This window comes from Martelella mangrovi, from assembly GCF_040545495.1.
Classification (GTDB): Bacteria; Pseudomonadota; Alphaproteobacteria; order Rhizobiales; family Rhizobiaceae; genus Martelella; species Martelella mangrovi.
The window spans coordinates 109,216-130,948 of sequence record NZ_JBEPLY010000010.1 but is presented as its reverse complement, the minus strand read 5'-3'; the positions used below and the strand labels follow the sequence as shown (position 1 = coordinate 130,948).

The following is a 21,733-nucleotide window of genomic DNA, read 5'->3' as shown; positions in this document are numbered from 1 at the left end:
TGGAGACTATGACAGAAACCCAACCCTCTCCTTCCACCCCTGTCGACGCGCCCTCTCCCGGCCTGATCGTCATTTTGCGCGCGCGCTTTCCCATGGCGAGCCGTATCATCGAGCGGATCGTGCTTGGCGTCGGCCTGCTGTTCGCCAGTTCGATCCTGATTTTCGCCGGGATTGAAATCCTGCCCGGCGATTTTGCCACGACCTATCTCGGTCAGGCGGCAACACCGCAGGCGATTGCCAATCTGCGTGCCGAATTCGGCCTCGACCAGTCCCTCGTGACCCGCTATTTCGACTGGCTCCTCGGCATCTTGCACGGCGATTTCGGGCATTCCTGGGCAAGCGGCCAGTCCGTCAGCGGGCAGATTGCCGATCGGCTCGGCAATTCGCTGCTTCTGGCCGGGACGGCTGCGGTCATCGCCGTGCCGCTGGCCGTCGGCCTCGGCCTCATCGCCGTGCTCTACCGCGACCGTCTGGTTGACCGGCTCATCAATCTGGTCTCGCTTGCCGCCGTCTCGCTGCCGGAATTCTTCGTCGCCTACCTGCTGATCATGGTATTCGTGGTCCAGCACCCCGTCGCGGCGTTTCCCGCAACCGTCTATGACAGCATGAGCCTGTGGCAGAAGCTTCAGACCATCGTTCTGCCGGTGGCAACGCTCGTTCTGGTGGTTCTGGCGCACATGATGCGCATGACCCGCGCTGCGATCATCAATGTCATGGCGTCGGCCTATATGGAAACCGCCGAGCTGAAGGGCATCGGCGCATTGCGCGCGATCGTGAAACATGCCGCCCCCAACGCGCTGGCGCCGATCATCAATGTCGTTGCGCTCAACCTTGCCTATCTGATCGTCGGCGTCGTCGTTGTCGAGGTCGTCTTCGTCTATCCGGGCATGGGGCAATACATGGTGGATGCGGTGACGGTGCGCGACCTGCCGGTGGTGCAGGGCTGCGGGCTGGTGTTCTCCGCCATCTACATTCTCCTGAACATGATCGCCGATATCCTGTCCATTCTTGTCAATCCGCGTCTGAGGCACCCACGATGAATATCCGTTCCGTTCCGTTGACGGCATGGATCGGCATGGCCGGCATCGCCATCGCCGTCATCGCCGCCGCTTTCGCCCCCTGGCTTGCCCCTTACGGCGAAAACCAGGTTGTTGGCAGCCCCTGGGAGGTGGCCAGCAAGGCCTTTCCGCTCGGTCTCGACAATCTCGGCCGGGATCTGCTGTCGCGCATGATCTACGGCGCCCGGATGACGCTGTTCGTGTCGTTCTGCGCCACCATTCTCGCCTTCTCGCTGGGCGTCATCTTCAGTTTCGTGGCAGCCGTCATGCGCGGCATCGTCGATATGGGCCTGTCGCGCCTCAACGACCTGATGATGTCGATCCCGACGCTGATCTTCGCGCTGATCGTGCTGGCGGCGCTGCCGCAGAACCTGTTCGTGCTGATCGTCGTCATGGCGGTGCTCGATTCGACCCGCGTGTTCCGGCTTGGCCGGGCGCTGGCGGTCGATATCGCGGTGATGGATTTCGTCGAGGCGGCCAGGCTGCGCGGCGAAAAGACGCTGTGGATCGTGTTCCGCGAAATCCTGCCGAATGCGATGACGCCGCTTTTGGCCGAATTCGGCCTGCGCCTTGCCTTTGCGGTGCTGTTCATTTCGACCCTGTCCTTCCTCGGCCTCGGCATCCAGCCGCCGACGGCCGACTGGGGCGGCATGGTCAAGGACAACAAGGACGGCATCATCTTCGGTGTCTCCGCAGCCCTCGTGCCGGGTGCAGCGATTGCCGCACTCACCATCTCGATCAATCTCGTCGTCGACTGGCTGCTGAAACGCACGTCCAGCCTGAAAGGAGGCCGCGGTGGCTGAACTTCAAAAAACAGACGAAGCGCCCCTTTTTGAGGTCCGCAATCTGCAAATCGGCGCCATGGCCTACCCGCCGGGCGAACGTCCCCGTCCCATCGAGATCGTGAAGGGCGTGAGTTTCACGCTGGAACGCGGCAAGGTTCTGGGCCTGATCGGTGAATCGGGCGCGGGTAAGTCCACGATCGGGCTTTCGCCGCTGGCCTATGGGCGCGGCGGCGTGACGATTACCGGCGGCGAGGTTCTGCTGGACGGCGTCGACATCCTGAAACTCGGCAAATCCGGCACGCGGGCGCTGCGCGGCGCGCGGGTCTGCTACGTTTCGCAGTCGGCGGCTGCATCGTTCAACCCGGCCCACAAGCTCGGCGATCAGGTGAGCGAGGCCACCGTGCGCCACGGGCTGATGAGCCGCAGCGAAGCGCGTGCGCGGGCCGTCGAGCTGTTTACCATTCTCGGCCTGCCGGACCCTCAAACCTTCGGCAACCGCTATCCCCATCAGGTGTCCGGCGGACAGTTGCAGCGGGCGATGACGGCGATGGCGCTGTGCAGCCACCCGGAGCTCATCGTCTTCGACGAGCCGACCACGGCGCTGGACGTCACCACCCAGATCGACGTTCTGGCCGCGATCAAGACCGCGATTGCGAAAACCGGAACCGCCGCGCTTTACATCACCCATGATCTGGCGGTGGTGGCACAGGTGGCCGACGACATCATGGTGCTGCGCAACGGCGAAACCGTGGAATATGGCAGCGTCGAGAAGATCATCGACAATCCCGACGCCGACTATACCCGCGAACTGGTGAATGTCCGCGCCATCCGCCACGAGGAAGCGACCGACCAGTCCGACCGCTTTTTCGAGATGAAAAACATCTCGGCGGCCTATGGCGCAACGCCGGTTCTGTTCGATGTGTCGCTGCATGTTCCCAAGGGGCAGACGCTGGCCATTGTCGGCGAATCCGGCTCGGGTAAATCGACGCTGGCGCGGGTGGCAACCGGGCTGTTGCCGCCGACGGCCGGCAGCGTGCGCCTTGACGGGACGGAACTGCCGCCGGCGCTGAAGAAGCGCAGCCGCGAGGAACTGCGCCGGCTTCAGCTGATCTACCAGATGGCCGACACGGCGATGAACCCGCGCCAGACCGTCGGGCGGATCATCGGCAGGGCGGTGACGTTTTACGAGGGCCTGAACGGTTCCGCACGGAAAAGCCGCGTCAACGACCTGCTCGAGCAGATCGAAATGGGCAGCGGCTTTTACGACCGCTATCCAGCCGAGCTTTCCGGCGGCCAGAAGCAGCGCGTGGCCATTGCCCGGGCGCTCGCCGCACAGCCGGAGCTGATCATCTGCGACGAGCCGACATCGGCGCTCGACCCGCTGGTTGCCGACGGCATCCTGAAACTGCTGCTGCAGCTTCAGAAGGAAAAACAGCTTTCCTATGTATTCATCACCCATGACATCGCCATTGTCCGGGCCATTGCCGACAGTGTCGCGGTGATGCACAGGGGCCGGCTTGTCCGCTTCGGCCCCAAATCGGAGGCGCTGACCCCGCCTTTCGACGATTATACCGACCTGTTGCTGAACTCCGTGCCGGAAATGAAAACCGGCTGGCTGGAAGACGTGCTTGCCAGCCGCAGGATTTCCAGCGCCGGCAACTGATGCATTCGGCCGGGCCGCACCTTCGGCCCGCGCCCCGTTTCCCGATAAAACCGAAATACGAGAAGGTCAAAACCATGGCGCAACAAGGTTTTTCGACGTCCGAAGACCAGTGGATCACGCTGAAGGACGGCACCCGCCTGGCAACGCGAATCTGGATGCCGGACGGCGCGTCTGACAAGCCGGTTCCAACCGTGCTGGAATATCTGCCCTATCGCAAACGCGGCGGAACCGACCCGCGCGACGAATCCACCTATCCCGTCTTTGCCGCCGCCGGCATTGCCGGTGTGCGCGTCGATATCCGCGGTTCGGGTGAATCCGAAGGCGTCATCGATGGCGAATATACCCCGCGCGAACTCTCCGATGCCTGCGAAATCCTCGAATGGATCGCCGCCCAGCCCTGGTCGAACGGCAATGTCGGCATGATGGGGATTTCCTGGGGCGGGTTCAACTGCCTGCAGGTGGCCGCCCTCAAGCCGCCGCAGTTGAAGGCCGTGATCTCGATCGCCTCCACCGTCGACCGCTACAATGACGACATTCACTACAAGAACGGCACGCACCTTTCCGCGCAGCTTTCATGGGCGGGCACAATGCTGGCCTATCAGTCGCGCATGCCGGATATCGATCTGGTCGGCGACAAGTGGAAGGACATGTGGCTGGAGCGACTGGAAGGGCAGCCGTTCTTCATGGAGGAATGGCTTGCGCACCAGCGCCGCGACGATTTCTGGAAACACGGCTCGATCTGCGAGGATTTCGACGGTTTTCCCGTTCCAGCACTGGTCATTGCCGGCTGGGCGGACGGCTATCGCAACACCCCGCTGAAGGCCGTTGAAGGCCTGGGCGACAAGGGCAAGGCCATCAACGGTCCGTGGGTGCACAAATACCCGCATTTCGCCTGGCCGAAGCCGCGCATGGACTTCCACGCCGAAGCCATCGCGTGGTGGAAACGCTGGCTGGACGATGAAGCCAACGGCGCGGAAGACCTGCCGCAGATGCGCGCCTACATCCTCGACGGACCGCGCCCGGCGCTTAGGCGCGACCGCGATCCCGGCTATTGGGTTGCAAAACAGGCCTGGGAAGCACCGCAGACGGACACCCTGACCGTTGCCGCCGACGGCACGCTCAACGCAACAGGCGCCAGCGAGGGCACCGGCGACATCTATCTGCGTTCGCCGCTCGATACCGGCATCAGCGGCGGCGAATGGTTCACCCTGAAGCCTGACGCGGAAATTGCCGGCGACCAGCGCATCGACGATGGCGGTTCGCTGGTTTTCGAAACCGCGCCGCTTGCCGATGAAAGCGTCTATCTCGGCGCGCCGGAACTTTCCGTCGATGTCACTTGCGACGGCGACTGGGAAAACCTTGCCGTGCGCGTCATCGATGTCCATCCCGACGGCACGGAGACCCGCGCCTGCTACGGCGTACTGAACCTCGCCCATCGCGATGGCAACGAAACGCCGGCCAACATGCCCCAGGGCGAGAAGACGCGCATCACCATGCGGCTCGATGCCATGGGCTACCGTTTTGCGCCCGGCCATCGCATCAAGCTCGCGCTGTCGACAAGTTACTGGCCGATCATCCTGCCGTCGCCGCAGGCCCCCGGCCTGACGATCGATACGGCGAGCATCCGCCTTTCCATGCCGCTTCTCGGCCAGCATGAACGCATCGCCGTCGAGGAGCCGGAAAACCCCGATCCGCTGCCGCAATATGAAATGCGCCTGCCGGAGGAAACCCGCCGCTCGGTCGAGCGGGATCTGGTCACCGGACTGACCCACTATCGCATCTACGAGGATGCCGGGCTGGAAGTGCATCCCGAAAACGGCTTGCGCACGCAGGAAATCCGCAACGAGGACTGGTCGATCGACCCGAATGACCCGCTGTCGATGAAGGGCGATATCGACTGGAAAATCCGGCTCGAACGCGACGGCTGGTCGGTTTCGACGAAAACCACCACGACAATGCATTGCACGGCGGAGGACTGGACCATCACTGCCAGCGTGACGGCCTTCGAAGGCGACCGGGAGATCTTCACCAAGACCTTCGAAAAGCGCATCCCGCGCGATTTCATGTAACGTCCGCACTCAGTCGGCTGACCCGCCGACCTGAACAGCACCCCGGAACGGCTTCCTGAACTTTCAGGGAGCCGTTTTTTTCGGGCTTGCATACCCCCGAACGGAACGTGCAGGGCGGCCTGACAGCGGACCAGTAAAATATCTGCGACAATGCTCCGGTCTGATCACATTCAGTGCATCGCAAGTGCCGAATTCGTTATATCATCATTGCCAACGCCAAAGGATCAAGAAAAGCCCGCGAGCTTTGTACACACGCGCTGCGCGACCTGCTGGATCCAACCGGAAAGACCTCGCTGTGACTGCAATCTTCCACGAGACGTTCGAGCCGACCATCGACAGCCTTGTCGCCCGCTTTGCCGGTGGCGGCGTGAACATGGTCGAGGCCTGGGTGTTTTCCGACACGGCGACACGCCGGAAGGCGGAGCAGGCCCTTGCGGAAAAGGGCATCACCGCCCGGTTTCGCAGCGGCTACAAGCCGCTGGTGCATTTCTTTCGCGAAGAGGTGGAGACCGAGGGGGTGATCTCCGCCCGGATCACCTACCCGGTTCATCCGGCGGCCCCGGAAAATCGTTTCCTGCTGGAAGCCTATCCGCTTTCCGGCATGCTCGGCAATGCTGAGGTTTCTTTCACGCCGTCGAGGGGCGAGCCAGACCTGTTCTATAGCGTGGCTCTGACATGGGCCGACGGCCGTCGCGACACAAGAAAGGTGTTCGCGCCGAACCGTCTGCACCAGGATTTCGCCGGCCAACAGGCGCTTTCGCCGACAGGCTGGCTGCGCATCGACGGCAATGCAGGAGAACGCATCGAGACCGATTACGAGGCGCTGTTTTCCAAGACGATACGGACCATCGCCGATCGGGACTGGGGCGACAGTGAGCCCTATTTCGAGGAACTGAATATCACGGCGACACTGCCCGTTGAAGACGAATGGCTGCCGCTTGCCCCGACGGATGCGATCATCAGCCTTCGCGAGGCGCTGCATGAGGACCTCTATTTTTCGCTGCTGGAGGTGTTTCAGACGCGCTCCGGCCGGCCGCTCGGCGATCGCGGCCTGCGCCCCGGCCAGATCGTGCCGGAGATACGCCTTGCCGCAGGCCCCTTGGATGCCCGCGTTGAAACCCGGCCATTCACAACAGACGAGACGGACAATGATGCCGGCGAGGCGCCTGCCGCGGCGACGAAACCGTTTTCCGCCGCCCGTGTGCGCCGCGAACTTGCAACCATCGAAGGCGAGGCTTTCGTCGCCCGTTCACGTGCCGGCCGCGCGGTCTGCGCGCGCTACCGCAAGGGCAGCGACCGGCCGGTGATGGTCAGCGGCGGACAGCATCCCAACGAGGTCACCGGCATTGCCGGCGCGCTCAGAGCCGGCCTTGCGCTTGCCGGTCGTGACAATGCACATTTCACGGTTTCCCCGCTTGAAAACCCCGACGGCTACGAACTCGACTGGCGGCTGCGGGCGGACAATCCGCATCACATGCACCACGCCGCCCGCTATACCGCCTTTGGCGACGATCTGGAATATCGCCCGCGCGACGCGCCATTCGAGACCGAAATCCGCTACCGCGCCGAGGCGATCAGCGGCGCGCTGCTGCACATCAACCTGCACGGCTATCCGGCCCATGAATGGACACGGCCGCTCTCGGGTTTCGTCCCGCGCGGCTTTGGCATGTGGACCGTGCCGAAGGGCTTCTTCCTGATCATGCGCTACAGGTCCGGCTGGGAAACGCAGGCCCGCACGCTGATCGATCGGGTCACGCAGCGGCTTGCCGAAAACCGCGCCCTTGTCGATTTCAACGCGCGCCAGATCGAGCTCTATGTCGCGCATTCGGGCACCCCGTCCTGGCCGATGGTCAATGGCTTTCCGGTGATGATTTCGCGCTACGACCACCAGCGCGTGCCGGTCACGCTGATCACCGAATATCCCGACGAAACCATTTATGACGACGCCTTCATCCAGGGCCACACCGCCCAGCTCGAGACCGCGCTCGGCGCCTATGAGGCGTGGCAGACGATGGTGTTGCCCGAAGGGGTATAACGCAGCCCGCATCCGCCCCGCCCGGGGGGGCAAGCGGCAAGCGCTTCACGCACTGCGAAATCTCAGCTTTCCAGAAAACCGAATGCCTGCGAGGCATCGCGCGTCGCGGACAGCAAAGTCTCCAGATATTCTTCTTTCCTGCTCTCGTCGAACCGCATGACGGGAAACGAAACGGAGATTGCCGCGACCGACTTGCCCGCCTGATTGAGGATCGGGGCGGCGAGACAGCGCACGCCGACCTCGCTTTCCTCGATTTCTTCGGAATAGCCCCGCGCCCGTGTCTGCATCAGTTCGGCGCGGAATGCGTCCTTGTCGGTAATGGTTCCCGGCGCCGAAACCTCCATCTTCATGTCCGCCAGTCGCTCCTCGATCTCCTCGTCATCGCGAAACGCCAGCAACGCCTTGCCAAGCGAGGTGGAGTGCAGCGGATTACGCTTGCCGAGGGTCGAATTCATCGACAGGCTGTAGGTGGAATCATACTGATGAATATAGACGACCCGCTGCTCGCGCCCGTCGAGCACGCCGAGATTGATCGATTCACCGGTGGCGCGGGAAATCCGGCTCATGACCTTGTCGGCAATGCGCAGCAGGTCGGCCTGGCCGGTCAGGGAATGCGCCGCAAGGCTGAACAGCCGCAATGACAGTTCGTATTTCTCGGTGTCCGGGTCCTGTTCGACATAGCCCAGGTCGATCATGGTGTGGAGCAGCCGGTGGGTCGTGCTTTTCGAGGTCATGGCCCGCTGGGCAATATCGGCAAGACCGGCCGTGCGGTTTTCGGCAAGGGTTTCAAGCACCGAAAACACCTTCAGGACAGCGGCGACATTTTCGGTTTTGGGTTTGGGCGTGCTCATTTTTTGTTCCATTTTTATTGGAATTCGATTTTGAAAAAAATGGACAATTTTGTCAACTGGAAACCAGTGGCCTCATAACAGAATGATATATCTACTTTATTCGTATTTAATCAGGGAAATAAAAGATATTGCCTTCGCGGCAAGTTTATGCTCCTATCAGAAAACGGAACGTAATTTCAGAAAAAATGGTTCGGGAGGCCGGAATAATTATGGACCCGCTTTTGCAGCAAAAAGAACACTTCATTTCGCGTGATGAAGTGTGTGGGCTGATCGACCGTCTGGCTGACAACCTTGTCAATATCGAGGACACGACCGGCGAGTTCCTGCTGCGGCTGGAGGATGGCCGGGTCATCGACACCAAGGGCTGGGCCGGATGGGAATGGACCCACGGGATCGGGCTTTACGGTCTTTTGAAATACTGGCAGCTGACGGGCAATGAACGGGCGATGGACATCGTCGAGACATGGTTTTCCGACCGCCTGCGCGAAGGCACGCCGACGAAAAACGTCAACACCGTCGCGCCGTTCCTGACACTGGCTTTTCTCTACGAGCACAACCCGAACCCGGTCTGGCGGAGCTATCTCGAGGAATGGGCCGAATGGGTGATGCACGACATGCCCCGCACGCGCGAAGGCGGCATCCAGCACATCGTCTACAACTCCGTCAATCATCAGCAGATGTGGGACGACACGCTGATGATGAGTGTCCTGCCGCTGGCCAAGATCGGCCTTGTGCTTGGCCGTCCCGATTATATCGATGAAGCGAAGTTTCAGTTCCTCACGCACATTCAGTATCTGTCGGACCGCAAGACCGGCCTCTGGTATCACGGCTGGACCTTCGACGGTGACCATAACTTCGCCGAGGCGTTGTGGGCGCGCGGCAACAGCTGGATCACCATCGCCATCCCCGAATTCATCGACCTGCTGAAACTGCCCGAAAGCGATCCGCTGTATCGGCATCTGGTTTCGACGCTTCACCGGCAGGCAGCAAGCCTGCGCCAAACGCAGGACGAAAGCGGCCTGTGGCACACCCTGCTCGATGACCCGCAAAGCTATCTCGAAAGCTCCGCGACGGCGGGCTTCGCCTACGGCCTGATGAAAGCCCGCCGCATGCGCCTGCTTCCCGAAGACTATCTGGAAACCGCCGAGAAGGCGATGCGCGGCGTTGTCGAAAACATCAGCGACGACGGCGAGCTTCTCAATGTCTCGTTTGGCACCGCCATGGGCAACGATCTCGATTTCTACAGGGAGATCAAGCTGACCTCGATGCCCTACGGGCAGGCCATGGCGATGTTCTGCCTGACCGAATATCTGCGCTCGTTCATCTGAGGAAACGGCGCCGGACACAAACTTTCAATTCCGACTGGGAGGAAAAAATGCTGAAATCAGTCCTGATCGCAAGTGCAGCCGCACTTCTCGCCTCAACAACGCTGGCCGAAGCCAGAACCCTGCGCTTGGCCTATGCCAGCAACGCCACGCCGACAAAACAGGCCATGACCGAGTTCGGCGAGCTTCTGTCGGAAAAGACCGATGGTGAACTGACGGTCCAGTTCTTTCCCGACAGCCAGCTTGGCGGCGAGCGCGAACTGGTGGAAATGGTGCAGTCCGGCCTTCTGGACCTGACCAAGGTTTCCGGCGGGCTGATGGAAAGCTTCTCGCCGATCTACGGCGTCTTCTCCATGCCTTACCTGTTCGATGATCAGGACCATTTCTACAAGGTCATGGACGACCCGGAAATCATGGAGCCGATCTATCAGTCGACGGCCGACACCGGCATGATCGGGCTGACCTATTACGACAGCGGCGCCCGCAGTTTCTATACCGCCGCAGAACCGGTCGAAGGCGTTGACGATCTCGACGGTCTCAAGATCCGCGTCATGCAGAGCCCCACCTCGATTTCCATGGTCGAAATGCTCGGCGGCTCCCCGATCGCCATGGGCCAGTCGGAAGTCTATACCTCCATCCAGCAGGGCGTTCTGGACGGCGCGGAAAACAATGAATTCGCGCTGACGATTGCCCGCCACGGCGAAGTCGCGAAATACTATTCCTACGACATGCACACCCGCATTCCCGATGTCATGCTGATCTCGAAGGCCACATTCGACAGCCTCTCGCCGGAAGAGCAGAAAGCCGTCATCGCCGCTGCGAAGGAATCGACCGCGTTCCAGAAAACCGCCTGGGGCGACGCCATCGCCGCCACCAAGAAGGAAGCCGAGGAGGAATTCGGCGTTCAGTTCTTCTATCCCGATGTCAGCGAATTCCAGGCCGCGGTGCAGCCGATGTATGATGCGCTGCAGTCCGAGCCGGAAAAATACCAGGTCTACGAACAGATCCGCGCAGCTGCAGGAGACTGATCTGATGCACACGCTGCGTCGTATTCTCGACGCCGTTGTGGGAACGGCCTGCTGCATCGTGCTTGCCGCGATGGTGGCCGTTCTCGCCTGGCAGGTCTTCAGCCGCTATGCGCTGAACGCGCCATCGACCTTTTCGGAAGAGTTCCTGCGTTTCGGCGTCATCTGGATGTCGCTTCTGGGGGCTGCCTATTCCGCCGGAAAGGGCACGCACATGGCCATCGACCTTGTGCCGGAGATGACGAGCGGCAGGCTGCGCATGATCCTGAAGGCGCTTGTGCCGATCTCCTTCATGATCTTTGCCGTGCTGGTGCTGATCATCGGCGGCATGCGCGGCGTCAACATCGCCGTGGGCCAGCACTCGCCGGTGCTGCGCGTGCCGATGGGGCTGGTCTATGCCAGTCTGCCGGTCTCAGGCGGCTTCATCCTTGTCTACAGCATCCTAAACCTGGTCGAGATCCTCTTCGGAAAGCGCGACTTCCCCGATCAGGTTGAAAAAATAGCGGCGACGGGAGACTGAAATGGCCGGTCAAGCCAGTCTTGTAATGATATCGGTTTTCGCGGTTCTGGCGCTTCTGGGCCTGCCGCTGGCCGTTTCCATTGTCGCCGCCGCCCTGTCGGCCGTCGTGCTTGTCGCCCCCTTCGATATGGCGCTCTTCACCTCGGCGCAGAAGATGCTGGCAAGCCTCGATACGTTCTCGCTGCTGGCGGTTCCGTTCTTCATCCTCTCCGGGGTGATGATGAATTCCGGCGGCATTGCCGTGCGGCTGGTGAATTTCGCCAAGCTGATTTCCGGGCGCATTCCCGGGTCTCTGGCCCAGACCAATATTGCCGGCAACATGCTGTTCGGCTGCATTTCCGGTTCGGCAATTGCCGCATCGACCTCGATCGGCGGCGTCATGGTGCCGATGCAGGCCAAGGAAGGGTATGACCGCGATCTCGCAGCGGCCGTCAACATCGCCTCGGCGCCGACGGGCATGCTGATCCCGCCGACAACGGCCTTCATCATCTATTCGCTGGTCTCGGGCGGAACTTCCATTGCCGCCCTGTTTCTGGCCGGCGGCGTTGCCGGACTGATGTGGGGGATCGGCCTTATCGTCATGACCACTAGCATAGCCTGGCGGCGCGGTTATCCGACATCCGGCTGGATCGGCCTTCGCGCGGCGGCGGTCGTGACACTGGAAGCCCTGCCCAGCCTGTTTCTGATCGTTCTGGTGATCGGCGGCATCATGTTCGGCATTTTCACCGCTGTCGAAGCCTCGGGCATTGCCGTCCTCTATACGATGCTGCTCACCTTCGTGATCCACCGGACAAAACCGCTGAAGGCCTTTCCGCAGTTCCTGCTGGAAACGGCGCAGATGACCGGCACCATCATGATGCTGCTGGCGGCTTCGGCGGCGCTGTCCTTCGCCATGGCCTTTACCGGCATTCCCGCCGCCGTTACATCGCTGATACTGGGGATTTCCGATAATCCGATCATCATCATGCTGGTCATCAACCTGCTTCTTCTGGTGATCGGCTGCTTCATGGATATCGGCCCGGCAATTCTGATTTTCACCCCAATCCTGCTGCCGATTTTCGAGAAGCTGGGCGGCGACCCGATCCATTTCGGCGTGATCCTGGTGTTCAACCTCGCCATCGGCACGATTACGCCGCCGGTCGGCACGGGCCTGTTCGTCGGCGCCAGCGTTGCCCAGGTGAAGGTCGAGCGCTGTATCCGCGCCCTCGTTCCCTTCTACGTGCTGCTGTTCGCCATGCTGCTGATCGTGACATTCTTCCCCGATATTTTCCTGGCTCTGCCGCGCAGTTTCGGGCTGTAGGGGCAAACCGGAGAAGAAAACCGGCGCCGGCGCTTGCGGGATCACGCCGGCGCCGGTTACATCTCACCATCGGACGCACCGGCTTCTCCCGGCATCATGCGCGCCCATTGTCCCGCAGCGATCAGCAGTAAACGCACGGACAAAGCGCCTGAGGGAACGGCCATATGTCCGAGACAGCGCACGAAAACCGGAAGAGGAATTGAGAAGATGGCAGCACGCGTGGCATTGATCGGCATCGGCATGGGCTCGGACGCCCATGTGAGGGCGATAGCGGCCAGCGAAAACCTCGTTCTGCATGGAGTGCTGTCGCGCAACCAGCAGCGCGCGGGCGCATTCTGCAAAACCTACGGCGAGCAACATGACGCGCCGGTACCGGTCGCCTATGCCGATCTTGAGGCACTTGTGGCCGATGACGCGGTCGACTTCGTCATCGTCTGCACCCCACCGGATGCGCGCGCCGACATCGTCAACGCCCTGTGCGCAGCGAAAAAGCCGATCCTCATGGAAAAGCCGGTCGAGCGCACGCTGGAACAGGCAACGGCCATCGTCGAGCGCTGTGAACAGGCGGGCATCCCGCTGGGCATCGTGTTGCAGCACCGCATGCGCGATGCGTCGATGCAGCTGGCGGACCTGCTTGAAAGCGGACGTTTCGGACCGATCGGCGTCGTCGAAATCAACGTTTCCTGGTGGCGGCCGCAAAGCTATTACGACGAACCCGGCCGGGGGACATACGCCCGTGACGGCGGCGGCGTGCTGATTTCACAGGCCATTCACCCGCTTGATCTGGCGCTTTCGCTTTGCGGACCGGTTTCCCGCGTTCAGGCCATGACCCGGACGTCCTCTCTGCACCGGATGGAAGCTGAAGATTTCGTTGCCGCCGGACTGGATTTTGCCAATGGCGCCTGCGGTTCTCTGGTGGCAAGCACGGCAAGCTTTCCGGGCATGCCCGAAAACATCGCGATCCACTGCGAGAATGCGTCCGCGCGCCTGCAATCCGGCCAGATCGAGGTTCACTGGCGCAACGGTGAGCATGAACTGCTGGGCGAAACAACCACATCAGGCGGCGGCGCCGACCCGATGGCCTTCCCCTATGTCTACCACCAGAGGATCATCGAGGATTTCGCCGAAGCCATTGCCACCGGCCGCGATCCGGCGGTGACAGGCCGAAAAGCGCTCGACGTGCACAAACTGATCGCAGCCCTCGTCCGCTCCTCAAAGGAACAACAGGCCGTCAGCGTCAACTGACGAATAAAGTCTGCGGACAAGGCCGGACCCTTTCCAATCGTGTCATCCTCGTGCTTGACACGAGGATCCATGTGCCTCTCCACACGTGACGCCGCTTGCCGGTTTGCTACCCTGAAACACAAGCTCAACCGCCTTCCTTGCTGCAATCGCGACTGGATCCTCGTGTCAAGCACGAGAATGACGCCTGAGAGAATCGCGAATGCAGGCCGTCAGCGCTAACTGAAGGCCCTGAAACCTTGTGGAGCAACGGAGCCCGGCCGGCGCGCATGGCCGGCCATGGCGGCGACCTCAGATGCCGACCGGCGCCTGTTCGCGTCCCCTCTCCTTCTCATCGGCGGCCTGCGCAAGCGCGGGCAGTGTGAGGTTTTGTCCGGTTTCGACATCGAACACATGCGTCTTATGCATCATGAACGCCAACTGGAGTGCGTCGCCGCGCGCCGCATAGTCGATTTCATCCGAGAAATCCGAGGGAACACGCGCGGCAAATTCCAGCCCGCCCAGTTCGAAATGGGTGTAGACCTCATTGCCCATATGCTCGCGAAGACGAAAACGGCCGGTGACCGGATGCGTCATCCCGCCCTCCTTCAGCGCCGCCCCGCGCACGCTTTCGGTCGTGCCGATATGTTCGGGACGAATGCCGAACTGGACCTGATCGCCGACCTTGTTGCGCAACAGATCGGCATGGCCTTCGGGAAGCGGCAGCATGACGCCGCCGATCTCGACACCGAGGCCGCCATCGCGGGCAACCACCCTGGCGGCGTGGATGTTCATTTCCGGAGAACCGATGAAACCGGCGACAAAGGCATTGACCGGGCGCTCGTAAAGGGTGGTCGGGGTATCCACCTGCTGAATGGTGCCATCCTTCAAAACGCAGATCCGCTCGCCCATCGTCATTGCCTCGACCTGATCGTGGGTCACGTAGATCGCCGTGGACGGCTGGCCCTGCGCGCGCAGCGAGCGGTGAAGTTCGGTCAGTCTGACGCGCATCGAGGCCCGCAGCTTGGCGTCGAGGTTGGACAGCGGCTCATCGAACAGGAACACTTCCGGGCGCTTGACGATGCAACGGCCGACCGCAACACGCTGCGCCTGACCGCCGGAAAGCTGGCGCGGAAGACGGTCCAGCAGCGGCTCCATTTCCAGCGCTTCGGCGGCCTCCATCACCCGTTCGTGGATTTCCTTCTTTGGAAGTCCGGCAAGCTTCAGCCCGAAGGCCATGTTCTTGTAAACGGTCATATGCGGATAAAGCGCATAGTTCTGGAACACCATGGCAATGCCGCGTTCCTTGGCCCTGAGATTGTTGCACAGGGTATCACCGATCTTCAAAGCCCCGCCGGAAATCGATTCCAGCCCGGCAATCATTCTGAGGATGGTGCTTTTCGAGCATCCTGAAGGGCCGACGAAAACCATGAATTCGCCATCGCGCACTTCAAGATCGACACCATGCACCGCCTCGAAACCGTTGGGGTAAATCTTGACGATCTTTTCGAGATTAACACTCGCCATAGCTAGCTCCGTTTCTTATCCCTTGATGCCACTCGAGGTCGCGCCCTCGATAAAGTAACGCTGCGCTGCCAGGAACACGGCCAGCGACGGAAGAAGCGCCACGATGGAAATGGCAATCACATTTGCCCATTCGACGTCGCCGGTAATGTCCATGCTCATCTTGAGCGCCAGCGAAACGGGGTATTTCCCGACCGTCGAAATGTAGATCAGCGGGCCGAGAAAGTCGTTCATCGTCCAGATGAACTGAAACAGCGCCGCCGAGATCAGTGCCGGCTTCAACAGCGGCACCACGATATGCCACAGCAATTGCAGGGCATTGCAGCCGTCGATGATGGCCGCCTCCTCCATGTCGCGCGGTATGCCCCGCAGGAACTGGACGAACAGAAAGGTGAAGAACGTATCCGTCGCAAAGGCCGACGGCAGGATCAGTGGCCAATAGCTGTCGATCATGTGCATCTCCTTGAACAGGAGATATTGCGGAACCCGCAGGACGATCGGCGGCAGCAGCATGGTTGCGATCATGATCGCGAAGAGGATCTTGCGCCCGGGATATTCGAACCGCGCGAAGGAATAGGCCACCAGCGTGCACGACAGCAGCGTCACGAAAACCCGCGGAACGGTGATCAGCAGGGAGTTCATGAAATAGGTCGCGAATGTATATTCCGTCCGGGTGGTCCAGCCGTCGACATAGGCGCTGAAATCCAGCAGCTGGCTGAGATCGTGCGGCAGGAACCAGATCGAGGTGAAGATCTCCTGATTGGTCTTGAACGATGCGCCGACCAGCCAGAGCAGCGGATAGAGCATCAGGACGCCGACCACGATCAGGATGATGTAGCGCAGGGCCGCATTGATCCGCTGGCGCCGGCGGGTGCGTTTGATCTCCGAATGCGAAAGAACCGTGTTTCTGAGCGCGGCAGATGTGTCGATTGCATTGAGGCTGCTCATTTTGTCCGCTCCTTTTCTCCGGAGTAAAACACCCAATAGCTCGACGACCAGAACAGCAGCCCGGCGAGAAGGACGATAACCAGGAACAGCACCCACGAAAGCGCGCTTGCATACCCCATGTTGAAGTATTCAAAGGCTTCCTCGTAGATATACATCGCCATGACATAGGTCGAATACATGGGCCCGCCGTTTGTAATCATGTACGGCGCGTTGAATTCCTGAAAACAATTGACGATCTGCATGATCATGTTGAAGAAGATGACAGGCGTGATCAGCGGGACCGTCACATTCCAGAACTTGCGCCACATCGAGGCGCCATCGACTTCCGCCGCTTCGTAAAGCGAGACCGGCACGCCCTGCAGGGCCGCAAGAAAGATCACCATGGCCGCGCCGAACTGCCAGACATTGAGCAGCACGATCGTCCAGATCGCATAGTGTTCGCTTGCCAGCCACTGAATGGGCTCGATACCCACGACCGAGAGGATCAGATTGACCAGACCGTGGGTCTGGAAAAGATACTGCCACAGGATCGAAATCGCGATCGAACCGCCGAGGATTGTCGGCATGTAGTAGGCAGCGCGAAAGAAGTTGATGCCGCGCAGCTTGAAGTTCAGAACCTGCGCCATGAACAGCGCGACCACGAGCCGCAACGGCACCACGACAAAGGTGAAGGCGACCGTGACGAACAGCGACTGCCAGAAAAGTTCGTCGTCGAAGAACATCTCCTGATAGTTTTCCAGGCCGGTATAGGTGGGCGAGCCGATCAGCGGATAGTCGGTAAAACTCAGCGCAAAGGAGGCCACAAAGGGAAACAGGTTAAAGGACAGGATTCCCAATATAAAGGGCAGAACAAACAGGTAGCCCAGTCGCTTGCTTTCATACATTCGTATCACCAAGAAGCGTTTGCGCAGCCGTGAATTGGACGCACTGCGGCAGGAATATGCGATGGTTGAAGTCTGCGCGCTCCAAAAGAATGACAGGAAAGACGACCTGCCATTTTACCGAAGCGCCCTACGGTCTTCACCGGCACAAAAATCGGATCCCGGAACTGCGAAATTCCGGTTCGATCCGGCGGCAAGACACCTGCCCTGCCGCCGGGACGGTTTTCAGAGTTTGGAAAGAATCCTGTTGCCCTTCTTCATCAGGGATTCGGCCCCCTGTTCAGGCGTGATCTTTCCGAAGGACAGCTGTTCGAAGGTATCGTAGAGCAGCCGGTACATCAGCGGGTGTTCGAAATAGAGCGAGAATTTCGGCACCAGTCCGGCTTCCGTCAGTTCGGTAATCTGATCGGTGCCCTCGACCTGGATCGGCGGGATGAGATTTTCGCTCACCAGCACGTCCCACTGCGCCTTCGAAGCCGGGATGGCTCTGGAAACACCGATCACGCGCGCAACATCCGGATCGGTGGTCAGGTAGTTGATGAACTTTGCCGCCGCTTCCGGGTGCTCGGAATTCTTGCTGATCGAATAGACGAACCCGGTGCGGCTCATCATGCCCGTGGTCTCGGCCCCCGGGATCATCACATACGGGCCGACATCCAGCTGGTCGAGGCCATCCGGCAGCGTATCGCCGCGCGAGGTCAGCGTCGCATCCTGCGAATAGATGCCGCCCCACTTGCCCTCGACCCATTCCGACATTTCCGTGGTGGGTTTTTCCGCGCCGCCAAGCGCGATGCGGTCCTTGATCGAGACCATGACATGCTCGTCTTCAAGCCTTTTGAAGAAGCTGAGCCAGTCGGCAATCTGTTCTTCGGTCATGGCGATTTCGGGTTTATCCGGATCGACGAAGTTGACGTTGTACTTCTGCATCGCCCAGGACAGCGAAATCAGGATACTGCCCTGGATGGTCGGATCGATGGGATAATAATCCTCACCGAGCCGTTCGCGCATCAGGCCGGCATCTTCAAAAAGATCGTCCCAGGTTTCCGGATAATCGAGCCCGGCCTCTTCCCACGGAACCTTGTTCCATACGAACAGGAACCCCGTGGAGCCCACCGGAACGCCCTGAAGCCTGCCATTGATGGTGACCTGATCGAGCGTCGACTGCAGGAACTGGCTGAGATCGATGGTATCCGACACTTCGTTTATGTCGTAAAAGCCGTCGCCGTCTTTCGAAAACAGCGGCAACCATGCCAGCAGAACCTGGCTGATATCCGGCTCAGCGCCACCGGCAAACTGCGTGGAAAGGCGGGTCTGATAGCCGTTATAGCCGGAATATTCCGCCTTGACGGTGATGTCGGGATACTTCTCCTCGAACATCTCGATGACCTTGAGCGTGTTGGCCGCGCGGGCTTCATTGCCCCACCAGCCAAAACGGATTTCGGTCTGCTCTGCAAGAGCGCTGCCTGCCGACAGCGATACGAGCGCTGTTGCCGCCATTGCGGCAAGTGTCAAATTCCTGAAAATGGTACTTCCTCCCAAGTTTTACGGTGGTTCAGATGACTGCCGGCGACCTCCGGCCCGCAGTCAGACGGGTTCGCAGTTCCGTGCGCCCGACCGGAACAGAGCCGATCAGCGCCGGAACCGCGCAACGGGGATAAATAAGGTTGGTATTGGGCGCGCTCGGCAGAACCCGGCGCGCCATCCGACCGTCGAGATCGCGCAGGTCGCTGAAAAGCACACTGCCGATGGCGGCAGGCGCATCACCCGCAGGTTCCTCGTCCTCGACAACCTGCTGCAGCGATCGCGGTGCAACCCAGAGATCGGCGGCATGACCGGTAGCGACAAGCTGTAATGGCTTATCCGTCTCGATGATGCTGGTGCGCAGCTCGCCATCGCCATCCGGTTTCTGCAGCGTGGTCACACGGCAACCGGCAAAGGGCGAGAATACGGTTTTGAGTTCTCCGTTTTCCAGAGAGGCATCTTCTGCTTCATCGCGGAAATACCAGTCCTGCCCGTCGCGGCTGAGCGCCAGGATATTGTCGCCGGCAAAGCCACTGGAAAGCCATTCCAGCGCCTCGACGCAAAACCCGTGATGCGAGGAATAGGCAAATTTCGCGTATTTGTCGGCACTGCGACGGACTTCGCGGTGGCGCGGCGGCGGGGCCATCAGATAGGCCACACCGCCGGCGTGCCAGTTGATCTGCTTCGTCGCTGCGACATTGCGTATTGCGGGCGACGCATCCGCCTGCGCCGGCTCCGTCCAGAAAGGATGGTCGGCCGGCAGCAGGAGCGGTGCAAACGCCTTGAGCGCCCATAACGGCGACTGCGCGCTGTTGTAAAACTCGCTCATCAGCAGGTTCGGATAGCTGTAACCCACCGTGAACCGGCCTTCACCATCCCAAAGCGGCTGACCGAACCACCAGCGGATGGCGCGCGACCAAAGCCCGCGCAGCACGCCGGGGCTCAGCTCCGGGTGCCCGAACCCGGCCAGAAGCCCCCAGAAACCGGCCGATGCAAAACGATATGTCAGCGACCGGCCATAAGCGACCGCCGCGCCGTCTTCGGCAAACCAGTGGCGATAGGACAGGGCGAATTCCTGTGCCCGCTCGACAAAGCGGCGGGCGCGTTCAGGGTCATCATCCGCGTGCCAGCGGGCATAGAGCAGTCCGTAAAAGTGGAAGGCCAGCGGGTTGTAATAGTCAAACCGCTGCGCATATTCGCCATCCCGATACCAGCCATCGCCGACATATTGCCGGTCGATGAAATCGAGTTCACGCGCAAGGCAATCCTGATCGACGGGCCATCCGAGACTGGCGAGCGCATCGATCACCAGAACCCGGAAAAACCGCCAGTTGCTCGGATTGATATGGACAGTCTGGATGGTCGCTAGAAAGCGGCAGAGATTGTCCCGCGCCTGCTGCGACAGGCCGTCATTCACCAGCGCCGGCGTCTCGCGGATAAGAAAGGCAAGAGCCGCCATTTCCACCAGCCGCTGGTCCATATCGCCGGGTTGGCGCCAATAGGCCGGGTTTTCGGGATCGGTACCGTTGGCGATGCCGTTGAGGATGCGATCCAGCCCCGTCACCTGAAAACCACCGGCAACAGCGGGAACGATCCCCCAAAGCAGACGCGAAAATCCCTCCATCTGCGCCGCACCGGCATCGAACGCGGCGGCGGTCGGACCGATCTCCATTCCGGCATCGCCCCGGACGAGTGCGCCGAGATGATTGCCGACGATCCAGTCCAGCAGGCGACCGGTTTCCTCGCGTCCGAGATCCGCGGTTATATCGAATGGGGGGACAACGTGTTTCATGAGGCGTTCACCAGCCGAACCGGCGGTGGCCCAGCGACCGCATCAGCGCTTCCATATAGTAGTAATCGCCATAGGGAAGCATGGTGTCATAGCTGCCGCGCGGCACATTCGCCGCGCCGCCGGACAGGAGCCCGAGCGCGCCTTGCGTCTGCGTCAGGTCGCAGTTTTTCACAAGACCGTCCAGCAGGCGCTCGGCCAGCGCCCGCCAGTGCAGGCTTTCCTCGCCGGTGGTCACATCCGCAAGAATGAACAGACCCGCCGACATGACCGCGCCGGCCGAACTGTCCAGATGCTGCGGTTCGCCAGCCGGCAGGCGGAAATCCCAGAGCGGAACCGCGTCATCGCCGAGCAGAACTTCCGCAGCCGATGCCAGACGGCGCGCGGTTGCGAGATAATCGGCGTTGCCGGTGGTCTGATAGCACAGGGAAAAACCGTGAATGAGCCAGGCCTGGCCCCGCGACCAGCAGGAATCATGGGCATAGCCCTGATGCGTTTCACCGCGCAGCGGCACACCCGTGACCGGATCGAAGACATAGGTATGAAACGATGTTCCATCATCGCGGACCAGCGTTTTTCGCGTGGTTTCGGCGTGGCTGTCCGCAACAGCCTTGAAATCCGGGTTTCCCGTCTCCGCATGCGCCCAGTACAGGAGCGCAAGGTTCTGCATCGTATCGGCGATGATCCGGCCGGCGACGAATGCCGCGCGCTCGGGCCTCTCCGGCCCTGCCGCATTCCAGGCCTGAATATAGTTTCCCGCGCAGTTGAACCGCGCCCGCAGCGCGTCTGCCGCCCGCAGCGCAAGCGCCCGGGACGCCTCATGCCCCGTGAGCTTCCAGTCGGCGACGCAGTTCAGCGAGAAGATGAAACCGAGATCGTGGTCCTGCCCGGCCACGGTGTCGAGCACCAGCCGCAGATCGGCCTGCCGCGCCCGCGCCAGATTGGCGAGCGCCGGATTGCCGCTAAACTGGTAGGCCAGCCACAGCTGGCCGGCATAAAAGCTGATGACCCAGTCGAACGGATCGCAATAGTCCCAGCTCAGATCCGCCCGCCCGACCCTCGGGTTTCGAAGTCCGATGACCCGGGATGTTTCCGAAACGCGCGCAACACACCGGTCGAGAACAGCCTGCCGGTCAGCGGCCAGCGGCGAGGTCATCTGTGTAGCATCGGCAAGGGGGGCAGTGCTGATGGTCATGCGTCTCGTCCTTTCAAGATACA

The 21,733-nt window shown here is 60.9% G+C and carries 17 protein-coding genes; 10 read left to right on the top strand and 7 right to left on the bottom strand.

Features of this window, described 5'->3' with window-relative positions; genetic code table 11:
* Positions 1 to 8: 8 nt before the first annotated feature.
* From ABID12_RS14455 to ABID12_RS14435, 5 genes are all read left to right on the top strand, one after another.
* A complete protein-coding gene (locus tag ABID12_RS14455; protein WP_435528239.1) occupies positions 9 to 1,040 on the top strand; it encodes an ABC transporter permease in 1,032 nt (343 codons plus the stop codon).
* A complete protein-coding gene (locus ABID12_RS14450; protein ID WP_354434820.1) occupies positions 1,037 to 1,861 on the top strand; it encodes an ABC transporter permease in 825 nt (274 codons plus the stop codon). Before ABID12_RS14455 ends, ABID12_RS14450 begins: the two co-directional genes overlap by 4 nt.
* Positions 1,862 to 1,919: 58 nt before the next feature.
* Positions 1,920 to 3,506: an ABC transporter ATP-binding protein gene (locus ABID12_RS14445; RefSeq protein WP_354434860.1), complete on the top strand. Its 1,587-nt coding sequence runs from the start codon at positions 1,920 to 1,922 to the stop codon at positions 3,504 to 3,506.
* Positions 3,507 to 3,580: 74 nt separating this feature from the next.
* Positions 3,581 to 5,575, top strand: a complete 1,995-nt coding sequence (locus ABID12_RS14440) for a CocE/NonD family hydrolase (protein WP_354434819.1) — start codon at positions 3,581 to 3,583, stop codon at positions 5,573 to 5,575.
* Between the two features lie 295 nt (positions 5,576 to 5,870).
* Complete coding sequence (locus tag ABID12_RS14435) at positions 5,871 to 7,610, top strand: M14 family metallopeptidase (protein ID WP_354434818.1); 1,740 nt, start codon at positions 5,871 to 5,873, stop codon at positions 7,608 to 7,610.
* Positions 7,611 to 7,672: 62 nt separating this feature from the next.
* On the opposite strand, the gene ABID12_RS14430 is transcribed toward ABID12_RS14435, so the two are convergent.
* Positions 7,673 to 8,461 (bottom strand): IclR family transcriptional regulator domain-containing protein, encoded by a 789-nt coding sequence (locus tag ABID12_RS14430; RefSeq protein ID WP_354434817.1) that lies wholly within the window; start codon positions 8,459 to 8,461, stop codon positions 7,673 to 7,675.
* 221 nt (positions 8,462 to 8,682) lie between these two features.
* Between ABID12_RS14430 and bglB the strand changes: the two genes are divergently transcribed.
* The 5 genes from bglB (at position 8,683) to ABID12_RS14405 (ending at position 13,876) form a co-directional block, all read left to right on the top strand.
* Positions 8,683 to 9,789, top strand: coding sequence for a beta-galactosidase BglB (gene bglB / locus ABID12_RS14425; RefSeq protein ID WP_354434816.1), 1,107 nt, complete (start codon positions 8,683 to 8,685; stop codon positions 9,787 to 9,789).
* A 47-nt stretch (positions 9,790 to 9,836) separates the two neighbouring features.
* The gene (locus tag ABID12_RS14420; RefSeq protein ID WP_354434815.1) at positions 9,837 to 10,814 is read left to right on the top strand and encodes a TRAP transporter substrate-binding protein; all 978 of its coding nucleotides are present in this window, start codon (positions 9,837 to 9,839) and stop codon (positions 10,812 to 10,814) included.
* Positions 10,815 to 10,818: 4 nt separating this feature from the next.
* Positions 10,819 to 11,331, top strand: coding sequence for a TRAP transporter small permease (locus tag ABID12_RS14415; RefSeq protein ID WP_354434814.1), 513 nt, complete (start codon positions 10,819 to 10,821; stop codon positions 11,329 to 11,331).
* A 1-nt stretch (position 11,332) separates the two neighbouring features.
* Positions 11,333 to 12,631: a TRAP transporter large permease gene (locus ABID12_RS14410; protein ID WP_354434813.1), complete on the top strand. Its 1,299-nt coding sequence runs from the start codon at positions 11,333 to 11,335 to the stop codon at positions 12,629 to 12,631.
* Between the two features lie 207 nt (positions 12,632 to 12,838).
* On the top strand, positions 12,839 to 13,876 hold the full coding sequence (locus ABID12_RS14405) for a Gfo/Idh/MocA family protein (RefSeq protein ID WP_354434812.1): 1,038 nt from the start codon (positions 12,839 to 12,841) through the stop codon (positions 13,874 to 13,876).
* A gap of 288 nt (positions 13,877 to 14,164) precedes the next feature.
* On the opposite strand, the gene ABID12_RS14400 is transcribed toward ABID12_RS14405, so the two are convergent.
* The 6 genes from ABID12_RS14400 to ABID12_RS14375 all read right to left on the bottom strand — a co-directional run bounded on the left by ABID12_RS14400 (position 14,165) and on the right by ABID12_RS14375 (position 21,710).
* The gene (locus ABID12_RS14400; RefSeq protein WP_354434811.1) at positions 14,165 to 15,379 is read right to left on the bottom strand and encodes an ABC transporter ATP-binding protein; all 1,215 of its coding nucleotides are present in this window, start codon (positions 15,377 to 15,379) and stop codon (positions 14,165 to 14,167) included.
* Positions 15,380 to 15,394: 15 nt separating this feature from the next.
* Positions 15,395 to 16,324 carry a carbohydrate ABC transporter permease gene (locus ABID12_RS14395; protein ID WP_319520552.1) on the bottom strand — a complete coding sequence of 310 codons (930 nt, stop codon included), beginning with the start codon at positions 16,322 to 16,324 and terminating at the stop codon, positions 15,395 to 15,397.
* A complete protein-coding gene (locus tag ABID12_RS14390; protein WP_354434810.1) occupies positions 16,321 to 17,208 on the bottom strand; it encodes a carbohydrate ABC transporter permease in 888 nt (295 codons plus the stop codon). Before ABID12_RS14390 ends, ABID12_RS14395 begins: the two co-directional genes overlap by 4 nt.
* Before the next feature lie 222 nt (positions 17,209 to 17,430).
* Positions 17,431 to 18,717 (bottom strand): ABC transporter substrate-binding protein, encoded by a 1,287-nt coding sequence (locus tag ABID12_RS14385; protein ID WP_354434809.1) that lies wholly within the window; start codon positions 18,715 to 18,717, stop codon positions 17,431 to 17,433.
* 40 nt (positions 18,718 to 18,757) lie between these two features.
* Positions 18,758 to 20,518: a DUF2264 domain-containing protein gene (locus ABID12_RS14380; protein WP_354434808.1), complete on the bottom strand. Its 1,761-nt coding sequence runs from the start codon at positions 20,516 to 20,518 to the stop codon at positions 18,758 to 18,760.
* Positions 20,519 to 20,525: 7 nt separating this feature from the next.
* Positions 20,526 to 21,710, bottom strand: a complete 1,185-nt coding sequence (locus tag ABID12_RS14375; RefSeq protein WP_354434807.1) for a YyaL domain-containing protein — start codon at positions 21,708 to 21,710, stop codon at positions 20,526 to 20,528.
* Positions 21,711 to 21,733: the final 23 nt, after the last annotated feature.

Bases quoted from the DNA above. Each gene is read 5' to 3' on its own strand.
- ABID12_RS14455 (WP_435528239.1), top strand. From the start codon at position 9: ATGACAGAAACCCAACCCTCTCCTTCCACCCCTGTCGACGCGCCCTCT.
- ABID12_RS14450 (WP_354434820.1), top strand. From the start codon at position 1,037: ATGAATATCCGTTCCGTTCCGTTGACGGCATGGATCGGCATGGCCGGC.
- ABID12_RS14445 (WP_354434860.1), top strand. From the start codon at position 1,920: ATGGCCTACCCGCCGGGCGAACGTCCCCGTCCCATCGAGATCGTGAAG.
- ABID12_RS14440 (WP_354434819.1), top strand. From the start codon at position 3,581: ATGGCGCAACAAGGTTTTTCGACGTCCGAAGACCAGTGGATCACGCTG.
- ABID12_RS14430 (WP_354434817.1), bottom strand. From the start codon at position 8,461: ATGAGCACGCCCAAACCCAAAACCGAAAATGTCGCCGCTGTCCTGAAG.
- ABID12_RS14420 (WP_354434815.1), top strand. From the start codon at position 9,837: ATGCTGAAATCAGTCCTGATCGCAAGTGCAGCCGCACTTCTCGCCTCA.
- ABID12_RS14415 (WP_354434814.1), top strand. From the start codon at position 10,819: ATGCACACGCTGCGTCGTATTCTCGACGCCGTTGTGGGAACGGCCTGC.
- ABID12_RS14410 (WP_354434813.1), top strand. From the start codon at position 11,333: ATGGCCGGTCAAGCCAGTCTTGTAATGATATCGGTTTTCGCGGTTCTG.
- ABID12_RS14405 (WP_354434812.1), top strand. From the start codon at position 12,839: ATGGCAGCACGCGTGGCATTGATCGGCATCGGCATGGGCTCGGACGCC.
- ABID12_RS14400 (WP_354434811.1), bottom strand. From the start codon at position 15,379: ATGGCGAGTGTTAATCTCGAAAAGATCGTCAAGATTTACCCCAACGGT.
- ABID12_RS14395 (WP_319520552.1), bottom strand. From the start codon at position 16,324: ATGAGCAGCCTCAATGCAATCGACACATCTGCCGCGCTCAGAAACACG.
- ABID12_RS14390 (WP_354434810.1), bottom strand. From the start codon at position 17,208: ATGTATGAAAGCAAGCGACTGGGCTACCTGTTTGTTCTGCCCTTTATA.
- ABID12_RS14380 (WP_354434808.1), bottom strand. From the start codon at position 20,518: ATGAAACACGTTGTCCCCCCATTCGATATAACCGCGGATCTCGGACGC.
- ABID12_RS14375 (WP_354434807.1), bottom strand. From the start codon at position 21,710: ATGACCATCAGCACTGCCCCCCTTGCCGATGCTACACAGATGACCTCG.